The sequence below is a fragment of the Paenibacillus sp. 1_12 genome (genome assembly GCF_900114475.1).
Lineage (GTDB): Bacteria > Bacillota > Bacilli > Paenibacillales > NBRC-103111 > Paenibacillus_S.
Map to the genome: position 1 here is coordinate 157421 of NZ_FOTE01000008.1, position 19814 is coordinate 177234.

Below are 19814 nucleotides of genomic sequence, written 5' to 3' on the forward strand. Positions count from 1 at the left end.
ATTAACCCTCCATGCATATGGTGATAAAGGTTTCCATTTTTTGTTTGATCCGATGTGATTTGGTCTTGAGCCATTGTTCGGTTTTACTCAATATTGTACTAATTTCTTTATATTTCAGTCCTGCTATGTATTTCATGTTAATGATCTCCCTCTCGTCCGGGGCTAGAGTCAGGATCGATTGCTTTAAGCAATCATTACGGAGCTCAATTTCATCGAAAAGCACTTTGGTTTGTGAGTAACCAATGACATCCGGGTCCTGGCCATAGGTAAACTCCTTCCGTTTGCGATAAAAGTCAATTACCGTATTTCGTGCTATGGTCATAAGCCAAGGTTTAACATTTGGGTGTGTAACGGTATCAAATTTTTCAAAGGATTTTCGGAAGATCTCACTAACCAGATCATCTGTGTCCCATCGGTTACCTGTCTTAAACAAAACAAAACGGTATACATCATCAAAATAATGATCATACATGTCTACAAATTTTTCATGCAATTGGATCTTCCCCTCTCCAATACAAATAACGAAGCTACCGCTCAAAAGTATCATTGCATTAAAAATTTTTTTTATTTGAAAATTAGCACGTTACCACATACCCCTACATTCCGATAAAAATCAAATGCAGGGGCCCTTTATTTCAAAGGAAGCCCCTGCATGTTTAACCTTATTTTATAAAATTCCGATACAGCCTTCAAGCCAGCTTGAGTTGAATAGTAAAGACAAGCTCGCCGTCCTTTTGCTCAACGCCTATGGAACCTTCATGCGCTTCGATGATACTTTTGGCTATAGCCAGTCCCAATCCTGAACCACCTGTGTCCGAGGAACGCGATGCATCCACCCTGAAAAATCGGTCGAACAGCTGATCGAGATCGTGTTCTGACACCTCATCAGCTTTATTGCCGATCCGGACGATACCGTAGCGCTGCTCCTTCACCATACTGACCGTGATAACCCCGGGTTTCGGACTATACTTCAGTGCGTTGCCGAGCAGATTTTCGAATACACGGATCATCTGATCGACATCGATGCTGACGAATAATTTTTCCCTGGGAATGTGGCGGGAGAGGATAACCTGCTGCTCCTCGGCCGGTGTGACGAATTCCTCCAGCAGCTGCTCCAGCAGATCATTAAGAGCGATGCCTTCTTTATTAAGCGGAATGTCCTGGTGGGTCAGCTTCGTGTACATAAATAGGTCATTGATCAATGAATTGAGCTTTTCCGATTTATTGTAGGCGATGCTGAGATAGGTTCGTGCTTGCTGCTCGGTCTCGTAATTTTTATCATTCAACAGTCTTAAATAGCCAATTATGAGCGTGAGCGGAGTACGCAGGTCATGCGAAACGTTCGTAACGAGCTCGTTTTTTAAACGCTCGGCCCGGCGCTCCTCTTCGATTTTCAGCTGCAGCTTCTCAGCCATCAGGTTCATATTTTTGGCGAGCGAGCCCAACTCATCGTCACTTCGTTCCGCCACCCGAGAGTTCAGATTGCCTGTTGCAATTGTAATCAGCCCTCCGGCGAGCTCCTCGATATAACGCATTTTCTTCTGGGTTATAAAGTAGAACAGGACGATAAATAGGATAAATGAACCTACTTTCGTAAAAGGACTTTCTCCGTGCTTGTAGCTGATATTCGGCTCAGGAATACCGCTGACATACAGATAGGCGGGCTGCGTCTTATATGTTACGGGATACAGGCTCGAAGCCTCCTGCCTCCGCGTCAGGTTTTGCTGCCTGCGGGTATCCATCGAGCTGCGGATTGTTTTATGAATATCAATGCTCGTTTCAGTCGTATTAAAGCTTTTAAATATGACCCTGCCGGAGAGGTCTGTAACCATAATTTTGTAACGGTTATTGGAGCTTTCGCGCTGGACTTGCTCCGTAAATTCTTGTTCGCGCTGCTTTTCGATCAGGGCCATTGCTTCAGGACTTTGTTTCTCAGTCTCGTTGAAGCGGTGGTAATCATCGCTTAATATGCGAGCCAAACTCTCTGCTGCATTATCAATGCGCTGCACTCCGGATTCATAATCAATCACAGGCTCCTGCTTGATTTCGCCGAATATGGCTGAGCTTAAGGAGTAGAAGATGAGCGAGGCAGCCAAACAAAAAGCAAAGGCGAACATCAGTTGCAGGCGCAGGCTTCGAGCAACTTGTCCGTTCAGCATGCGATACAGGTCTAGAGCAAACAGGATCAAGCCGCGCAGCAAATTAAACGGGAACCAGGTAAAGGGAAAACGGTTCAAACGAGACTGAGGATGCATATCGGAATATTTACTCAACTTTGTAGCCAACCCCCCAGATTGTTTTGATATATTTGGGCTTGCGCGGATTGGCTTCTATTTTCTCACGGATTTTGCGGATATGGACCATCACCGTGTTGTCCGAATCAAAATAAGCTTCCTGCCAGACCGCTTCATAGATTTTTTCAATACTCCATACGATGCCGCGATGGCGAGCGAGCAGCTCCAGTATGGCGAACTCCCGCGGTGTCAGCTTTATGCTGCGCCCATCCAGCTTCACCTCGTGAGTCTGTGTATTGATGAGCAGCTCATCCACCTCGATTTCATGCTCCTTGCTCACAGGAGGGATATTGAGTCTTGTGTAGCGGCGCAGCTGCGACTTGATGCGGGCGATTAGCTCCAACGGGTTGAATGGCTTTGCCAAATAATCGTCGGCACCGCTGCTGAGACCGATAATTTTGTCCATATCCTCTCCTTTGGCCGAGAGCATAATAATGGGCATATTTTGCTGTTCGCGGATTTTGTGACAAGCCTCAATCCCGTTCATTCGGGGCATCATGATGTCGAGCACGATCAAATCCACCTCTTCTTTTTCCAAAATACGCAGCGCGGCTTCTCCATCGGATGCGCGCAGCAGCAGATAGCCTTCATTTTTTAAATAAATTTCCAACAGATCGATAATTTCCTTCTCGTCGTCGACAATCAGTATAGTTTTGGGCGCTGCGATACGGGCTTCCTCCTCCTGACTTTCTGATGTATGGCTTTATTATAATCGTTAGTTCTTAATAAAATGGCAGGATATACCTTAACAATTTCTTAAGGGTGGGCTGTGGATATAAGGATGGGCATCCTCTTTCTGGAGGCGGTATGCACACCCTCTGCAGCTGAGTGAGACCCGGAATAACAAGAAGGCCCGCTGAGAGGTCTCAACAGGCTGCATTCAAGAAGTTGATAAGGACATGTGTGAAGCAAGATCAAGACCAGCTGAACAGATGAGGAGAAGATAAGAACCGGCTGAATAGATCCGCAACGATCTTCAGTACTCAGGAGTGCAGCGTATCAAGGATACACGCAGACTCGCAGTCATGCCTATTTCTTAAGAAAAATAATTGTATACTGAATCGCATTCAGCACCTGCTGGACAAAAGCAACATTTTCTTTTTCCCATTCATCGGGGTCATCCAGATAGTGCTCCTCGAGAAACTGCTCGAGCTGCTTGGCAGCCTCTTTAAGCTGCGCTTCTCCTGCTGCAGGCTTGCCACGAAGCACCTGGATGGCCAAACGCATCGCTTTGCAAGCGTTTTTCACAGACGGATATTCATCCCGCTCCCAGGCTTCCGGCTCGTCCATCTCGTAATAGGGGATCCATTTTTCAATCAGGCTTGCGGCCTGTTTATTGTCCATTGAATTCAAAGCGTATGCCCTCTTTCATATATATCGTAAGTATGCTGTCATTTAATGTACCATTTTTGTCCCAAATATCCAAGGGTACCCTTCGACATCCATCCTGATCGAACCCAGTAAAAAAGATACAGCAGATGCGCTGTATCCTTGAATAGGGAGCCAGTCACAGCTCCGGTATGATGGGAAGATGAATAGCGTTAGTCCTGCTGTAGACAGGGAGGCTGTCATCTCCATTTATTTGTTTAAACTTACAGTGCCTGAAAAAGCTGATAAGAAACGATGAGAACGAATGTGAGCAGTGTAGCGCCAGTGACATAAGTGAAGCGACGGTTGGAAAGTGTTGTCATAATTAGTTCTCTCCTTTATGAATGGATAGCGTAGAAGTCAGGAAAATGATCCTTATCGAATACGCTTCTAGTTACATTTTATAATATCACAATTGTTTGCAGTGTTAAAATTTTGTGAAGTGTTGGCTGATGTACGTGGATTCAGCGGATTAGCGTTTCATTTTTTTTAATTGCTCCAGCACGTAGAAAGTACCGCGCCAATGAATACCGCCTTGTCGCAGCGTTAGCCAGACGGAACGTGTGACGATATAGCTGAGTAAGCAGACGGTAACTGGAAACACGAGCAGCTCCTTGCCGATTTTGCCGATTAACGATTGAATCAGCAGGCCGTAGACGGTTAACATAAGCACAATGGAGAGTACATAGCTCCAAAATACCCAGCCATGCAGCACAAAGATCGCCACAAAAGGGAAGAAGAACATCAGCAGTTGTCCAATCACGCCGGCAGCAGCGGGCAGTACTCGATACTGAAAGCCTGAAAAAATATTTTTCTCCAAACCTTGTACTGCTTCTCTTAGACTCGTGTACCATTCCACCGCAAGCTGCGTGCGTCCTGAGGCCAACCGCTGGCGCAGGCCCGCTTGCTTAACCCGCATGCCAAGCTGCAAATCATCGTCAGGACGAAAGGCGAATGCCTGATGGGTACCGATACGATCGTACGCCTGTCGGGTAATCATATTGAAAGCGCCGACGCCCATCCCATGCTTGTGCTGGCTGTCAATATTCGCACGCCAAGGCCGGATATATAAGGAGAAGGTAAAGAAGAAATATTGGACGAAGGCGCTCAGCCAAAAGCTGTTTACCACGATCTTGGGTGTCAATGTCAGATGATCAGCTTCGGTTTCCTTCATATAATGCACGGAGTCGGCAAGCGCATGCGGCTGAAACAGCACATCTGCATCGGTAAACAAAATAATTTGTCCACGCGCCTGCAGGAAGCCTTGATATAGAGCATGATTTTTGCCAAGCCAGCCTGCGGGAAGCGTCGTAACATGGATGATGGTCAAGGGCACTTCCACCTCCCGCTTGCCTTGAGACCATCTGCGCAGCTCCTCCAGCTTGTGTCCGGTGCTGTCTTGAGAACGGTCGTTAACTGCTATAATTTCGAACCTTGGATATGTTTGATTGAGTAAATGCTTAACGGTCTCGGTGATGGAGGCCTCTTCTTCCTTGGCGGCAATAATAACAGAAACGAGCGGAAGCTCTTTTGCTGTAGTACCGCGCGGCTGGGCCAAGCCTGATGGTACAATGGCTTCAGTGGAAGCGGAGCCTCCCGGCTTGGAGCTTGCAGGCAGCTGCCTCATCAGTTTTCGTGCCCACAGCGTATCTCCAAGCATAACAACCCAGTATATCAGCGTCAGGATGGCCAGCAGCTTGAAAATGAACATGGATGATCCCTCCTGTGAAGCGTTTTTTAGCATTATAGCATTGGCTGCTACCATTCAACAAATAGATCAGAAGCCACGCACTAATATTTGTGCTACAATAAATGCATTCATTATTAAATAAGCGCAATGGATCGGAGGAATATGATGGAAGCGGCATTCCCAAACGTACGTAAAAGAGTCAAGGGCCCTGAGCTTGGCGAATTTATGCTTTCCATTCGGAAGAGCGGCGTGAGAACGGAGGATCTAGTGTTTCTATGTATCGGTACAGACCGCTCGACTGGAGATTCACTCGGTCCGCTGGTAGGCTCCATGCTGGAGGAGGCGGGTTATGCCCAGGTGTTCGGTACCTTGGAATTTCCGCTGGATGCGAGCAATATGATTCACCGGCTGACCAGCCTGCCGTTTATGCAGTCCAGTAAGACATTCATTGCTATTGATGCCTGTCTTGGGCAGTCTTCTTCCATAGCCAGCTATCAGGTGTCCAATCAGCCCATGGAGCCTGGAAAGTCGGTGGGGCGGATGCTGCCGCCAGTAGGGAATTATTCGATAGCCGCTATTGTTAATCATAATGAGGGGAATCAATATGCCATTTTGCAGGGTACCTCCTTGTATCGGATTATGACAATGGCCAAGGAAATTACAGCCGCAATCGCTGCCGTATTTCCATTGGAGTCAGAAGTAGGGCTAACGCCGGAGGGAGAATTAGGATGAGTATGAGGGAAGGTGGAGGCGGCGGCGGTTGGGAAGGTGGAAGCAAACAGACCCTCCAAAGCAGAGGTAAAGCGACCTTGAAGGAAGTATCGCTGCGGCGGATTTATGGCTTGTTCCGCGGATATCGTACACAGCTGGTGATCATTATTGTACTGGCATTGGGTGCCGCATTAATTGGACTGATTCCGCCGCTCGTGATGAAGGAAATTATAGATACGGCGATCCCTGAGGGCGACAAAAGGAAGCTGATCGAAATGATAGGATTGATGGTGCTGCTGCCTGTCACCAGCGGCTTGCTCGGTGTATGGCAAAATCACCAGAACACAAAAGTCGGTCAAGGCGTTATGCGCGATTTAAGACGCTCCCTGTTCTCTAATTTACAGCGGCAGTCGATGAGCTTCTTCACGGATGCGAAGTCAGGGGAGATTATTCAGCGACTTACGGGCGATGTGCTTGCGGTGCAAAATGTAGTGACGACCATTGTCGTATCGGCTGTCACGCAGGGTGTTATTGTGATGACCACCATCGTTATTCTGTTCGTGCTCGATTGGCGACTGGCGATATTGGCAACAGTTATTTTGCCCTTATTTATTTTACCTGTTCGTAAAGTGTCGCAGATTCGTAAGCGGCTGCGGGGAGAAACGCAGCGGGTACGCGGGGAGATGTCTTCACAGCTTGGTGAAATTTTTGGTGTCTCAGGTGCATTATTGACACGCATCTTCCAGCAGGAGCGCAAGCAGGAGCAGGATTTTGACGTGCTGAACCAGCGGGTTATGGATCTGGAGCTGAAGCTCAATCTGGTCGGGCGGTGGTACGGTATGGTGCTGGGTGTATTGGGACCGCTCGGCACGGCCTTGATTTACTTGTATGGCGGCTGGAATGTGGTCGAGGGGTCGATGACGATTGGCGGTATCGTCGCCTTCGCTGCCTATTTGGGACGATTGTATGGTCCAATTGGCACGCTGTTGAATCTGCAGGTGGAGGTTCAGACGGCGCTGGGTGTATTCCAACGGATTTTTGAATATGAGGATATGGAGCCTGATGTTAAAGATTTGACAGGGGCCAAGGCACTCTCTTCCGTACAGGGGCAGGTTGGGTTTCATCGCGTCTCGTATGCCTACCAGCCAGGTCAATATGCATTGCAGGAGGTCACCTTTACAGCGCTTCCGGGTGAGGTGGTAGCTATTGTTGGGCCAAGTGGCGCGGGAAAATCAACGTTGATTGGAATGCTGGCAAGGTTGTACGATCCGACAGAAGGGGTCGTGACCATTGATGGTCATAACGCTGCGTCAGTCACATTATCCTCGCTGCGTGAGCAGGTGGCCTTCGTTACGCAGGAATCATTCCTGTTCCATGCATCGGTACGTGATAATTTGCTGTTTGCCAAGCTTGACGCTTCAGATGAAGAACTGGAGAAAGCGTGTCGCCAAGCTTATATTCATGAAACGATTGCAGCTATGCCGTTTGGCTATGATACGATGGTTGGGGAGCGTGGTCATCGACTATCTGGAGGGGAAAGACAGCGCCTGGCCATTGCCAGAGCGATTCTCAAGAACCCGCGCATTCTGGTACTGGATGAAGCCACTTCGCATTTGGACTCGGAATCGGAGGCTTATGTGCAGACGGCGCTGGACTCTTTAATGCGCGGCCGCACGACGCTGGTGATTGCCCACCGCCTGTCGACCATTTTGGCGGCGGACCGAATCATCGTGCTTGAAGCTGGACGCGTGCTGGAGTCTGGTCGCCATACCGAGCTGCTTGAGCAGGACGGCTTGTATGCACGGCTGTATCGGACCCAATTTGAAAAAGCAGTTTCCATTTAAAATCTATCCAAACCCGCAGCCAATGCGTCATAATCATTCAGGATCAGGATTGAAGAGTAGAGATGCCCTGCCAGTACATCCGCCACACACTGTGCAGTCGCTGCTCAAAATGATCAGGCAAATAGTAAAATTGCTGGATAAAAGCGCCGTCCAGCATGCAATAGTAGGATGCAATCAAATCCGGGATTTGTTCGCTGCGAATGATGCCTTGCTGCATGCCTTCTGCAAAAATTTGCGTCAACGCTGTAGATAGCGTGTTTTCGGATGCCGTAAAGCGGGCACGCAGCTCCTCCTGTAGTGCAATGGGTGGGAAAAGCATTGCTCTTTTGATAAAGGTCATATTGGTTTCACTTAATAAATACGTCCGGCACGTATCCTGCCAGATACCAAACAACTGATCGTGGACCGAGTCGTCACGAATGCTGTTAATCAGGGCTTTGATTCGCTGCTGCTGCTCGCTCAGCACATCTTCAAATACAGCCCGGAATAAATCCTCTTTGCTGGGGAAATGAGCATACAGGGAGGGTGTTTTGATACCTACCTCCTTGGCAATCTCGGATAAGGGTGCTGCATCATAGCCGTTTTGCGCAAACAAGCGCAGTGCGGCTGTTTTTATTTTATTTGCCGTCATCGGGTATCCACCGCCTTAATGGGTAGCTTGCTATTGTGCGTGTCTCCTAATCAACGTTAGGTAAGTTCATTTTATTATATATGACCTTGTAATACAATAATAGCGTATTCTTGCTGAATATGGATCGAATCTATGCATTTTCTGGAAGGTTTTTGACGATTCAAGGCGAATCGAGGACTGGCGTAAAAACGGCGGCGAAAAGATTATAGAGGCGTGTGCAGCAAGCTTTGACAAATCCAAGAAGTCATTCATACATAAGCAAGTCACCCGAAGGGGTGGCCTGTTTTTATATTTAATCGAGATGTCGAATAATGATGGATTAAGCAGCCTATCGATAATATAATATGAAATAGTAACAGTAGGCTGCTAGCATATTCCAAATAGAGAGGACTAACCGGATGCAATGGATGAAGAACGTCCGAATCAATACCAAGCTGATCTTTATGATCGCGCTTCCCATGATGGGATTGTTATATTTCTCTGTGAATACTATATATGACAAAGTGACAGAGCTTTCGGAGATCAACAAGCTTCAGATGTTGGTTACGACAGAAGTTTCCATGAATGATTTGATTCACGAGTTTCAGAAGGAACGTGGCCTTGTAGCCGGATACTAGGGGGAAAAAACCGCTAACCGCCTCAATATGCTGATTGAGCAGCGCAAGCCCACGGATGAAAAAATCATTGCGATTCAGCAGGAGCTGAAAGCAACCGATTCAGCTGCACTAGGCGAAAAGTTTTATACGGAATTTTCTAAATCAGTGGCGAAGCTGGATAAAATCACCGCAATTCGTAACCAAATTGATCAGGATAAAATTAAAGATGTTGAGGCTCAGGCGTACTACATAGATGTCGTTAGCAGTCTTTTTACGATGATGGAAAGTATGAACCAGTCAGGCTCGAGCAAACAAATTTCCAATATGTTATCCTCGTACATTCAATTCTCTCGCAGTAAGTCTGCGGTCAGTAAGGAGAGAGCTACTCTTTACAGCGCTCTTACTGAAAGAAGCCTGGAAATGGGCGATGTTACACAAATTAGTTTGCTGGAAAGTGAGCAGAAGCTTTATTATGCAGTCTCCGCGACAGGTGCGACCGCTGCTTCACGAAGCTTATATCAAAACATTGTTAAAGGTCCCACCATTGAAGAATCCAATCGATATATTCAACAAATATTGAAAATGGAGCCTGGGAAACCTCCAGTCATAGATCCGGAGAGATGGTACTCAGTGGCCACGGATCGTATAGATCTGCTAAAGCAGGTCGAGGATGGATTATCCAATGAATTACTGCAAACGATGGATACGATCCGAAAAAATACATTACAATCATTAATTAATGTCATCGTATTAAATATTATTATTATGCTTGCCTCGATTTTGGTTATTGTTGTAATCTCCAGAATGATGGTAGCTCAAATTCGTACACTAAAGAAATCGACAGAGCTTATTTTGCTGGGAGATACGGACGTACAGCTTTCTGTTAATTCGCAGGATGAGTTCGGTGAACTAATGGATGCATTTAATCAAATGGTGGCAAGCAATCGCGAGGTTATTAAGCAGGCGGACCGTATCTCATTGGGTGAATATGAGCAGACCCTTGTGCCGCGCTCGGATCGCGATCAGCTTAGCGTAGCCTTGATAAGGATGCTCGGCTCATTGAAGCATACGACTGAACAAAATGAACAGCAGTTCTGGCTCAAAACACAGCTAGCCCATATTACTGGGATGGCTCAAGGCGTTATAAGCCTGCAGCAGCTGGTCAATGCACTCATTTCTGAAATATCAAAGCTCGTCCAGGCAGGTCAAGGTGTGTTTTATGTCAAGGAAACGAATAAAAATGTCCAGTATTATGGGGAGTATGTGCTGCTCGGCAGCTATGCGTATAAAGAAAGAAAAAATATATCGAACCGGATCCAGCCGGGTGACGGGCTAGTCGGTCAAAGCATTCTAGAGAAAAAACCGATCTTGTTATCGAATGTGCCCAGTGATTATATCCAGATTAACTCGGGACTTGGTGAATATAAGCCGCTGCAAATTATGGTGCTGCCTATTCTCTTTGAGGACGAAGTGCTGGCGGTGATCGAACTTGCCACATTTAGAGCTTTCACTGCTATCGAGCATGACCTTCTGGAGCAGTTGGCAGCATCTCTGGGTGTTGTTATCCATAGTGTTAACAGCCGTCAGCGCACCGAACAATTACTGCGTGAATCCCAGCTGTTGACCGAAGAGCTTCAAACCCAGCAGGAGGAGCTGCGTACAGCCAATGAAGAGCTGGAGGAGCAGACCCGGATGCTTAAGCAATCCGAGGACAAAATGAGAATCCAAAGCGAAGAGCTGCAAGCGATTAATGAGGAATTGGAGGAGAAATCCAATTACCTGGAGCTGCAAAAAGCGGGTATTGAAAAGCAAAATCAATTCATTCAATTATCCAAGCAGGAATTGGAGGAAAAAGCGAAGGAACTGGAGCTTGCCAGCAAATATAAATCCGAATTTCTTGCCAATATGTCGCATGAGCTGCGTACGCCGCTGAACAGCTTATTAATTCTGGCCAAATCGTTAGCAGCCAACGATGAGCATAATTTGTCCGAGGACCAGATTGAGTCCGCAAAAATTATCCACAGCGGCGGTTTGGATCTGCTGAGATTGATTAATGATATTTTGGATTTGTCCAAGGTGGAAGCAGGCAAATTAGATATTCAGCTGGAAGAAGTTACAATCGATACGGTGCTTCAATCGCTGCAGGTTCAGTTTAATCCTGTAGCCAAAGAAAGAGGCTTACAATTTGAGCTGATTCGTGAAAGCAATGTTCCCAATAAAATCAACACGGATGGGCAGCGCACCGAACAAATTTTGAAAAACCTGCTGTCCAATGCGCTCAAATTCACATCTTCGGGTTCGGTTACGCTTAAAATCGCACTGGCAGACACAGAGGTTTCCTATCATAACAGCAGCTTGTCTGCAAACGGGGCTCTTGCTTTAACGGTCACAGACACAGGAATTGGAATTCCTCCCAATAAGCAAAAGGCCATTTTCGAGGCGTTCCAGCAGGCAGACGGTACAACGAGCCGCAAATATGGTGGCACGGGTCTCGGGTTAACGATTTCCAGAGAGCTTGCCAAGCTGCTGGGCGGTGAGATTCATATGCAGAGTACAGAGGGCAAAGGAAGCAGCTTTACTTTATTTTTGCCTCTGAATGGTGAGGTCATTGCGAAGGCTGAGGAATCCGACGGACTTGATCAGCCAGCAATCAGGGATGCAGCATACGAGTCCAATGTACGAAGCGCGAGTGAGTCCCAGGCTGCCGCTGCACTTGAGGATGATTTTGTTCCCCAAATCAAAGTGTTTTTGCCTGATGACCGTGAGCAGCTGCAAATGCCCGTTCAGGAAAAAACGATATTGATCGTGGAGGATGACCATCAGTTCGCTAAAATTATGATGGATATGTCACGGAAAAAAGGCTTTAAATGTCTTGCGGCAGGAGATGGCTTCAGTGCTCTGCAAATTGCCAAGCAGTATATCCCGAGCGCGATTCTGCTCGATCTGGGCCTTCCTGATATGGATGGGCTCAAGGTGCTGGACCATTTAAAATATCACAATGAAACGCGTCATATTCCGGTTCACATTATTTCGGGAAGAGATAAAAATTCGGATTCCCTGCAGCGTGGAGCCATCGGTTTTCTATCCAAGCCGTTGGAGTCGGAGGACTTTGATTCCATATTTGCCAAGATCGAGAACGTGCTGCACGAACGTATTCAGCAGGTGCTTGTCGTCGAAGATGATTACAACAATCAAAAGGCGATTCGTGAGCTGTTGAAACATAAGAAGGTCGAAATCCACAGTGTGTATACAGGTAAAGAAGGTTTAGAACGGATGCGTTCAGAGACCTTTGATTGTGTGATTCTTGACCTGACGCTGCCGGATATGACAGGCTTTGAGATGCTGCAAGAGCTGGTCACGGATAAGGAGAATCCAGTGCCGCCTATTATTATCAATACGGGTAAGGAGCTCAGCCAAGAGGAATTTAAGGAGCTTAACCGCTTTACGGACAGTATTGTAATCAAGGGTGTCAACTCATCGGACCGTTTGCTGGACGAGGTTTCGTTATTCCTGCATAGCATCCACAAATTACTGCCACCTGAGCAAAAGGAAATGATTCGGATGGTGCGTGATTCCGATGAGACGCTGAAAGGACGTAAAGTGCTGCTTGTCGATGATGACCTTCGGAACACATTCGCCCTGTCCAAAATTTTGAAGAAGCACGGGCTGGAAGTGGTCATGGCAGATAACGGCAAGCTGGCTTTGGACAAGCTGGAAAGCGAGAATGGCATAGAACTGGTTATTATGGATATTATGATGCCGGTGATGGACGGCTATGAGGCGATCAGCCGAATACGTGAAATGCCCAAGTTTCAATCTCTTCCCATTATTGCGCTGACAGCAAAGGCGATGACGGGCGACCGGGAAAAATGTATAGAAAGGGGAGCCAATGATTACATGACCAAACCTGTGGATACCGACAAATTATTATCATTAATCAGAGTATGGCTCTTTCAATAACGATGAGTGATAAGCTATCGGAAAAGATTGAGATTGATCTTCTCCTCGATGCCATCTTTCAGCGCCACGGGTATGATTTTCGTAATTATGCCCGTTCCTCTTTGATGAGAAGATTGCACTATGTCAGACAAAAAAACAGCCTGCAGCACATCTCCGATATGATTCCGAAGGTGCTGTATGATGAAGCATTTACTAATCAGCTGCTGCTGGATTTATCGGTGACGGTTACTGAAATGTTTCGGGACCCGGAGTTTTTTGCGGAGCTGCGCAAGCAGGTTATTCCTTTGCTCATGACGTATCCTTTCGTGAAAATTTGGCATGCTGGTTGTGCGACGGGTGAAGAAGTGTATTCCATGGCGATCCTGCTTGAAGAAGAAGGCTTCTATGATCGTGTTCAGATCTATGCAACCGACATTAATCAGGAATCTCTGCACATTGCCCAGGAAGGCATTTATTCGCTGGAGAATATTCGGAAGTTCACATCGAATTATCAAAAGAGCGGAGGCAAATCCTCTTTTTCCGATTACTACCACGCCAAATATCAAATGGGTAAAATCAATGAGGACTTGAAAAGGAATATTGTGTTCTCGCAGCATAATTTAGCTACCGATCAAGCCTTTGGCGAAATGCATTTGATCATTTGCCGTAATGTACTGATTTATTTTGATAAGCAGCTGCAAAATCAGGTTTTTCAGCTCTTTAACAGCAGTCTCGTTTCACGCGGATTTTTATGTGTCGGCAGCAAGGAATCCATCGAATTCTCAGAGATTAATCCTTATTTTGAGGCGCTCTCAAGCAAGTGGAGAATCTATCGAAAACAATTGCCCAAGTAAATGGATCAGACACCTGGAAAGGAAGGCATAAGGTTATGGATCAATTGGAAGCGGTCGTTATAGGTGTTTCTGCAGGGGGACTTAAGGCTTTGGTAACCATACTAGCTTATCTCCCGGTAGATTATAGCCTTCCTGTCATCATAGTTCAGCATCTGCTAGAGGGTAGCGATAGCTTTCTTGTCGATTATTTGAATGATCAGGTTGGGATCCGTGTGAAAGAAGCGGTAGATAAAGAAACGATCCGTTCCGGCTTCGTCTATGTGGCCCCACCTGGTTATCACCTGTTGGTTGAAGATGACCGATTGTTTAGTCTTTCGATTGACCCCAAGGTTAATTATTCGCGTCCATCGATTGATGTGCTTTTTGACAGTGCCGCGTTTGTTTTTCAAGAGAAGTGTTTGGGTATTGTTCTAACGGGAGCTAATCGCGATGGCAGCGAAGGACTGCGCAACATCAAGATGAACGGGGGTCAAGCCATCATACAGGACCCCGAAACGGCGGAGTACAATATTATGCCTTTGGCGGCAATGAGTGCAGTCAAGGCAGATCACATTTTAACTTTAGATGAAATAGGGAAGTACCTTCTGGAGCTGCAGCCTTCCAATACGTGATTTAATACTAATACAAAGAGGAGGAGCCTATGAACAATCGAAATGATAAAAATCAGACATTAAAAATTTTGGTCGTTGACGACCGCAAGGAAAATTTATTCGCCATGCAAAAAATACTTCGTGCGCTTGATTGTGAGGTGTTTATCGTTGAATCCGGTAATGAAGCCTTATCGTATACGCTAAGACACGATTTTGCCCTTATTTTATTGGATGTCAATATGCCAGAAATGGATGGATTCGAGCTTGCAGAGCTGCTGCGCAGTAACGATGAGACCAGCCAAATTCCGATTATTTTTGTAACGGCCAGCGATACAGAGGACCAAAGTGTATTCAAAGGCTATGAGAGCGGGGCCGTGGATTATTTGTTCAAGCCGGTTAATCCCGATATTTTGTTAAGCAAAGTAAGAGTATTCCTGGAGCTAAACTTGAGGAAAATCGAGCTGGAAGCGATGCAAACCGAACTGAAACGAAGCAATGAAAGCCTGATGGAATTTGCTCAGGTCGTTTCTCATGATCTCAAAAATCCCCTGAATGTCATTACGGGTCTCAGTGAGCTTCTATTGGCGCGACACAGCTCGGAATTGAATGAGAAGGGACAGTCATATATTTCAAAAATTTCCGTCACGGCTGAGCGGATGACCCATCTGATCACGAATTTGCTGTCTTATGCACAGCTGAATGCCAATGCAAGCTCTTATACAGAAGTGGATTTGAATGAGGTTATTAACCATGTGATTACGGATTTATCCAGTACAATAGAACAAAACAACGGGCAAATCATTCTTAGGCAGAGATTGCCGATTATTCAAGCGGATTCCACACAAATGTATCAGCTCTTCCAAAATATTATCGGGAACGGGATTAAATACCATCGTGCTGAAGTCCCCCCGATCATTCAAATTTCCATGGTACATAACGAGGAGGAGGGGGCTTTTACGCTCCTGATCGAGGATAATGGGATCGGAATGAAAAGCGAAGATATTCCCCATATTTTCACGGCCTTTAAAAGGCTCGATAATGCCAAGGGTTACGAAGGCACCGGGATTGGACTGGCCACCGTTAAGAAAATTATCGATCGGCATCAAGGCTCGATTGAAGTCACAAGTGAACTTGGTCAAGGGACTGCTTTTTTGATTAAAATGTATGTGTCGAAGGAAGAGATTTAGATTGCTGCCGTTTGGTGCGCTCAAGAAGTCCGTTGAATAAGTCTCGCTGCGCGGCCAAGTATCCTTCCGAGATTGTTCTTACGAAGCCAGTTTGCTTAAGTAAACTCTTAACTGATGGTATCAATACGTTGCTTGAATGGAGTGCTTATGCAGGAGGAGAACTCACATGATACTAGAGGAACGGATATTTAAATGGATTGAATCCTATGATCAAAACGGATATTTGAATGGTTCCATACTTATTGCGTCTAACGGGAATATACTTGTAGATAAAGGCTTTGGACTGGCAAGCTGGGAACATAAGATACCCAATACGCCTACAAACAAATTCCGCATCGGCTCCATGACCAAGGCTTTCACTGCAATGTGTATATTGCAATTGCATGAGAAGAAGAAGCTGCACATAAACGATTATATGGATAAGTATTTGCCTGATTATCCTAATGGGGATCAAATCACGATTTATCATTGCTTGACGAATACCTCAGGCATTGCCAATTATACAAGTTTCCCTGATTTTTGGTCTCGCACCATGAGACTTCCTTCGACTTTACATCAGCTTATCGGTTCATTTCAAGATCGAGAGTTGGACTTCGAGCCCGGTAGCAGGTTTAGGTACTCAAACTCAGGATACGCGCTGCTGACAGCGATTATCGAAATCGTTTCGGGCATGTCTTATGCTGACTATATATCCGCTCACATCTGCCTCCCTTTAGGAATGGTCCATACAGGCTGTGATAATGGTGTAAAGGTCATTGCAGATTTGGCCTCGGGGTATTCATTCTGGGAAGAACCGATTCATCCCGCATACGCGGACTTATCATTTCCATTAGGCGGCTACGGTTTATATTCTACGACAGAAGATCTGTATATTTGGGATCAGGCATTAACATCGTCTCAAATGCTCAGCAAGGAACTGATGGAGACCATGTTTACTTCGAATCTTGGTTCTTATGCTTGTGGTTGGATGGTGTCGGACATATTAGGGAGAAAATGTGTTCACCATTATGGAGATATTAGTGGGTATTTTAGCGATTTTCTCAGATTTCCAGATGATCAAGTTACGATTATTTTTTTAAGCAATATGAATGTTACGCCTGTAACACATTTAAGCCGAGAAATAGCCAAGACCATTTTCGAGGAAAATGTGTCTTTACCTATTCCTGCTGTACCGATCTTATTTACAGAGATTGAATCTGTGACAGGCAGTTATCTAATTGAAAATGAGACAAAGCAGATGCTGGACATTTCTGTAAAAAATGATGAGCTGTATCTAACTGTTCCTAAAATGTACGGAGTGTTGTATAAATTCAAGCTTGTTCCCGTCAGTCATGACTCCATCCAAACCACTTTTGTCACTGAGATGATTCATGAGCAGCTTGTGTTTTATTATTCAAAGTCAGGTCAAATTGAACAGGTCGAATATAAGGATTATTTCGGGAAAAATCACAGGGTGTACAAGCACTAAAGTAATTAAATTGATGCCATTGCCAGATGATAATTAAAGGTTATCGTTTTATTCGAGCTGCAGCTTCCCACTTGTTTTTTGTCTCTACTACCTCGATGGTTTTGGGTTTTACCTCAGTTTTATGAGTTGTTTCCCTATCATTTCCAGAAAGCTGAAGTTGTGGTAAATTAGATAGGATTGAATGAGAATGAGAGGAAGAAGTTACGTAATGAATAGTCGGTTGGTGCATGAACATGAGACCACATGGTATGTCATATGTTTAGTAATTAGTTTATTGTGCTACATATCTTTGATCTTTTCTGTGGTGGGAATTATTTACATTGTCATTGGAATAATCATCACACTGATTTTACACGGTTTGATGGTTGCTGGGATACGCAGTTCGGGTGTGAAACTGACAGAACGGCAGTTTCCGGAGGTGTACTGGCATGTGCAAGATCTATGCAGACAGATGGGTATCGTTCAGGTGCCGGATGTATTCATTGTTCAATCTGGTGGTGTGTTAAATGCTTTTGCCACGCGTTTTTTTGGTCGTAACTTTGTAGTGCTGTATTCAGAAATATTTGAATTAATTGAGCAGGGAAACGAAGATGAACTTTCATTTGTTCTGGCTCATGAACTAGCTCATATTCAGCGAAAGCATATGACGAAGCATCTTTGGATTTTACCTGCATTGTGGATTCCCTTTCTTGGGAATGCATACTCCAGAGCATGCGAATTCACGTGCGACCGTATCGCTACGGCTTATATCGGGGATGCACAAACAGCAGTCCGTGGGCTTACGATCCTGGCTGTAGGGAAGAAATTGTTTCCCCAGATAAACATCCCAGATTATTTGGAGCAGAGCGAAAAAGAGCGCGGTTTTTTCATAGGGTGGTATCGCTTGATTTCGACGCATCCTCCACTGCCTAATCGTATAGACGAAATATTGCGTTTCCAAGCGCATCCCCATTTATTTGGGTATGATTCGATTCGATTTGAGACTGAGGATACGAAACTCTCTTCATAAAGAAAGAGGGTCTCTTCGCAAACGATGAATGGTGACCCGTAAGATGGACACTTTGAAAAAAGTGCCCTCTTATGGGTCATTTTTATTTGAACTCAAACAATTGGAGACGAATTCAAATATCCTGAATGTGACGAATACAAGCATCACGTATGCATGTGGTTGTTTTCATTTTAATATAATTGAGTCATCAATTCATAATCCCACCAATATTTGGACGTATTATTTGTTAAATTGGTTATGCGGTTTTTCATCCCGTCCACCACATACAAGGTATGGCTGGCATCGATATAGAAATTTCCTGGTACATAATCGTGCAGCTTGGTCGCAGGGGCCGTTCCATTCAATAAATAGATGCCATCCGTTTCCTTGATTTGTTTCTCACTGTAAGCTCTGACTGTCAAAACACCCTGATCGGCAAACAGCAGGTCAAGATTATCTGCTTGCATCTGATTGTTCATAGATGTCGTAGCGCCGTCAGGGGCAATATGCAGGATCTGCCCGCGAAGTCTGGCAGTACGTGCAGAAGATGAGGAGGGAGCTTGGCTAATGAGCCAACTGGAACCATCCTTATTGTTAATCACATAATCGGGTTTTTGGTTAAATTCAGGAACGCGTACCGCTTTTCCGTCTTTTACAATAAACGCAAAGCTGTCTTGAGGCGTGTAAATATCCTGTGCTGCATAATATACAGTGAGAAATACAAAAGTGATATCATTGCTCACAGGGATAATTGCACTTTCAGCAGAAAAAACCTTTTTATTCAAGGAAACCGACGCGGATTTCGATTCTTGCTTATCCGCCGTGCCGGACGAAAATGACAGCAATTCGAGCTGTTTATATTCAATCGTATGATCTTTCAATTCTACTTTTTCATTCTTTTTCTCAAAGTTGGCGGCCTGATAAGGTTTGAAGCGATCCTTTTCATGTTTAGAGATCTCTTCCCCAGCTTCTTTCGCAAGCCGAATCGGAGTTCCTTCCAATGACTTATTTATTTGATACACATCATTTTGGTTGCCGTAGGCATAGAGGAAGTCACCCTCCTCATAAAAAAGTTGATAAAGAACTTTATGCTGGATAGTCGTTAATTTGAAGCCTGCCTTACTCATCCAACTTGTGTCCCATTCAAATTCATCATGGGTAAAGCGCCACGTCATAGGGAAATAAGTGATATCCCGGAACTGCAGAACCGGATAGGATTCATTGGCATTATCGATCTGTTTCCAATTCACATGGATCGGGTAGTCAGCGACTGTTGCTGTGTAATCCCGGTTCAAGTCATTGTTAGAGCCCAGAGTTTGCTTCATTTTTTCCCTGAACTGATTGTTACGCATAATGCTCAGTCCGCTTTCCTGATCCCAGTTAACGGACAAGCTCAAGGCACGGCTGTAATTCCAAGTCATAGGAAAATAAGTAATATCATTATAAACCAGCAAAGGATACTCCTGATGCTCGTTATCAATCATAACTCCATTCAACTCAACGTTAAATGTAGGAATATGCACCTTTACTTGTTTGGGAGCTGCATAAGCCTGAGCAGCTATTTGGGAACCAAACGTAAATAAAAGCGTCAGGCAAACAACAAATTTAATGAGACGATCGAGGTATGGCATACCGATTCTCCTTTACAGGACGT

16 protein-coding genes are annotated in these 19814 nt (G+C 45.3%); 9 read left to right on the forward strand and 7 right to left on the reverse strand.

The window, feature by feature from the left end; translation table 11 throughout:
- Window position 1 precedes the first annotated feature (1 nt).
- From BM210_RS18920 to BM210_RS18940, 5 genes are all read right to left on the reverse strand, one after another.
- The gene (locus BM210_RS18920; RefSeq protein WP_091171365.1) at window positions 2–493 is read right to left on the reverse strand and encodes an RNA polymerase sigma factor; all 492 of its coding nucleotides are present in this window, start codon (window positions 491–493) and stop codon (window positions 2–4) included.
- A 196-nt stretch (window positions 494–689) separates the two neighbouring features.
- Window positions 690–2273 carry a sensor histidine kinase gene (locus tag BM210_RS18925; protein WP_256223808.1) on the reverse strand — a complete coding sequence of 528 codons (1584 nt, stop codon included), beginning with the start codon at window positions 2271–2273 and terminating at the stop codon, window positions 690–692.
- Window positions 2266–2961 (reverse strand): response regulator transcription factor, encoded by a 696-nt coding sequence (locus BM210_RS18930; protein ID WP_091171366.1) that lies wholly within the window; start codon window positions 2959–2961, stop codon window positions 2266–2268. Before BM210_RS18930 ends, BM210_RS18925 begins: the two co-directional genes overlap by 8 nt.
- A gap of 362 nt (window positions 2962–3323) precedes the next feature.
- Window positions 3324–3647, reverse strand: a complete 324-nt coding sequence (locus BM210_RS18935; RefSeq protein WP_091171369.1) for a hypothetical protein — start codon at window positions 3645–3647, stop codon at window positions 3324–3326.
- A gap of 487 nt (window positions 3648–4134) precedes the next feature.
- On the reverse strand, window positions 4135–5373 hold the full coding sequence (locus BM210_RS18940; protein ID WP_091171371.1) for a glycosyltransferase family 2 protein: 1239 nt from the start codon (window positions 5371–5373) through the stop codon (window positions 4135–4137).
- A 141-nt stretch (window positions 5374–5514) separates the two neighbouring features.
- On the opposite strand from BM210_RS18940, the gene yyaC reads away from it, so the two are divergent.
- Together yyaC and BM210_RS18950 are read left to right on the forward strand one after the other, a co-directional pair.
- Window positions 5515–6084 carry a spore protease YyaC gene (gene yyaC / locus BM210_RS18945; protein WP_256223809.1) on the forward strand — a complete coding sequence of 190 codons (570 nt, stop codon included), beginning with the start codon at window positions 5515–5517 and terminating at the stop codon, window positions 6082–6084.
- On the forward strand, window positions 6081–7907 hold the full coding sequence (locus BM210_RS18950; RefSeq protein ID WP_256223810.1) for an ABC transporter ATP-binding protein: 1827 nt from the start codon (window positions 6081–6083) through the stop codon (window positions 7905–7907). Before yyaC ends, BM210_RS18950 begins: the two co-directional genes overlap by 4 nt.
- Window positions 7908–7950: 43 nt before the next feature.
- Here BM210_RS18950 and BM210_RS18955 read toward each other — a convergent pair whose 3' ends face one another.
- Window positions 7951–8538: a TetR/AcrR family transcriptional regulator gene (locus tag BM210_RS18955; protein WP_091171376.1), complete on the reverse strand. Its 588-nt coding sequence runs from the start codon at window positions 8536–8538 to the stop codon at window positions 7951–7953.
- A 398-nt stretch (window positions 8539–8936) separates the two neighbouring features.
- Here BM210_RS18955 and BM210_RS35745 point away from each other — a divergent pair, with 398 nt between their 5' ends.
- The 7 genes from BM210_RS35745 to BM210_RS18985 all read left to right on the forward strand — a co-directional run bounded on the left by BM210_RS35745 (window position 8937) and on the right by BM210_RS18985 (window position 18181).
- Window positions 8937–9155, forward strand: coding sequence for a hypothetical protein (locus tag BM210_RS35745; protein WP_256223811.1), 219 nt, complete (start codon window positions 8937–8939; stop codon window positions 9153–9155).
- A gap of 27 nt (window positions 9156–9182) precedes the next feature.
- Window positions 9183–13094 carry a response regulator gene (locus tag BM210_RS18960; RefSeq protein WP_256223812.1) on the forward strand — a complete coding sequence of 1304 codons (3912 nt, stop codon included), beginning with the start codon at window positions 9183–9185 and terminating at the stop codon, window positions 13092–13094.
- Window positions 13095–13096: 2 nt separating this feature from the next.
- The gene (locus BM210_RS18965; protein ID WP_091171378.1) at window positions 13097–13927 is read left to right on the forward strand and encodes a CheR family methyltransferase; all 831 of its coding nucleotides are present in this window, start codon (window positions 13097–13099) and stop codon (window positions 13925–13927) included.
- A 35-nt stretch (window positions 13928–13962) separates the two neighbouring features.
- The gene (locus BM210_RS18970; protein WP_091171381.1) at window positions 13963–14538 is read left to right on the forward strand and encodes a chemotaxis protein CheB; all 576 of its coding nucleotides are present in this window, start codon (window positions 13963–13965) and stop codon (window positions 14536–14538) included.
- Between the two features lie 29 nt (window positions 14539–14567).
- Entirely contained in the window at window positions 14568–15704 is a 1137-nt protein-coding gene (locus BM210_RS18975) for a sensor histidine kinase (protein ID WP_091171382.1), read from the forward strand.
- Between the two features lie 166 nt (window positions 15705–15870).
- Window positions 15871–17172 carry a serine hydrolase domain-containing protein gene (locus BM210_RS18980; RefSeq protein WP_256223813.1) on the forward strand — a complete coding sequence of 434 codons (1302 nt, stop codon included), beginning with the start codon at window positions 15871–15873 and terminating at the stop codon, window positions 17170–17172.
- Window positions 17173–17380: 208 nt separating this feature from the next.
- Window positions 17381–18181 (forward strand): M48 family metallopeptidase, encoded by an 801-nt coding sequence (locus BM210_RS18985; RefSeq protein WP_091171385.1) that lies wholly within the window; start codon window positions 17381–17383, stop codon window positions 18179–18181.
- 170 nt (window positions 18182–18351) lie between these two features.
- On the opposite strand, the gene BM210_RS18990 is transcribed toward BM210_RS18985, so the two are convergent.
- On the reverse strand, window positions 18352–19791 hold the full coding sequence (locus BM210_RS18990; RefSeq protein ID WP_091171387.1) for a hypothetical protein: 1440 nt from the start codon (window positions 19789–19791) through the stop codon (window positions 18352–18354).
- Window positions 19792–19814: the final 23 nt, after the last annotated feature.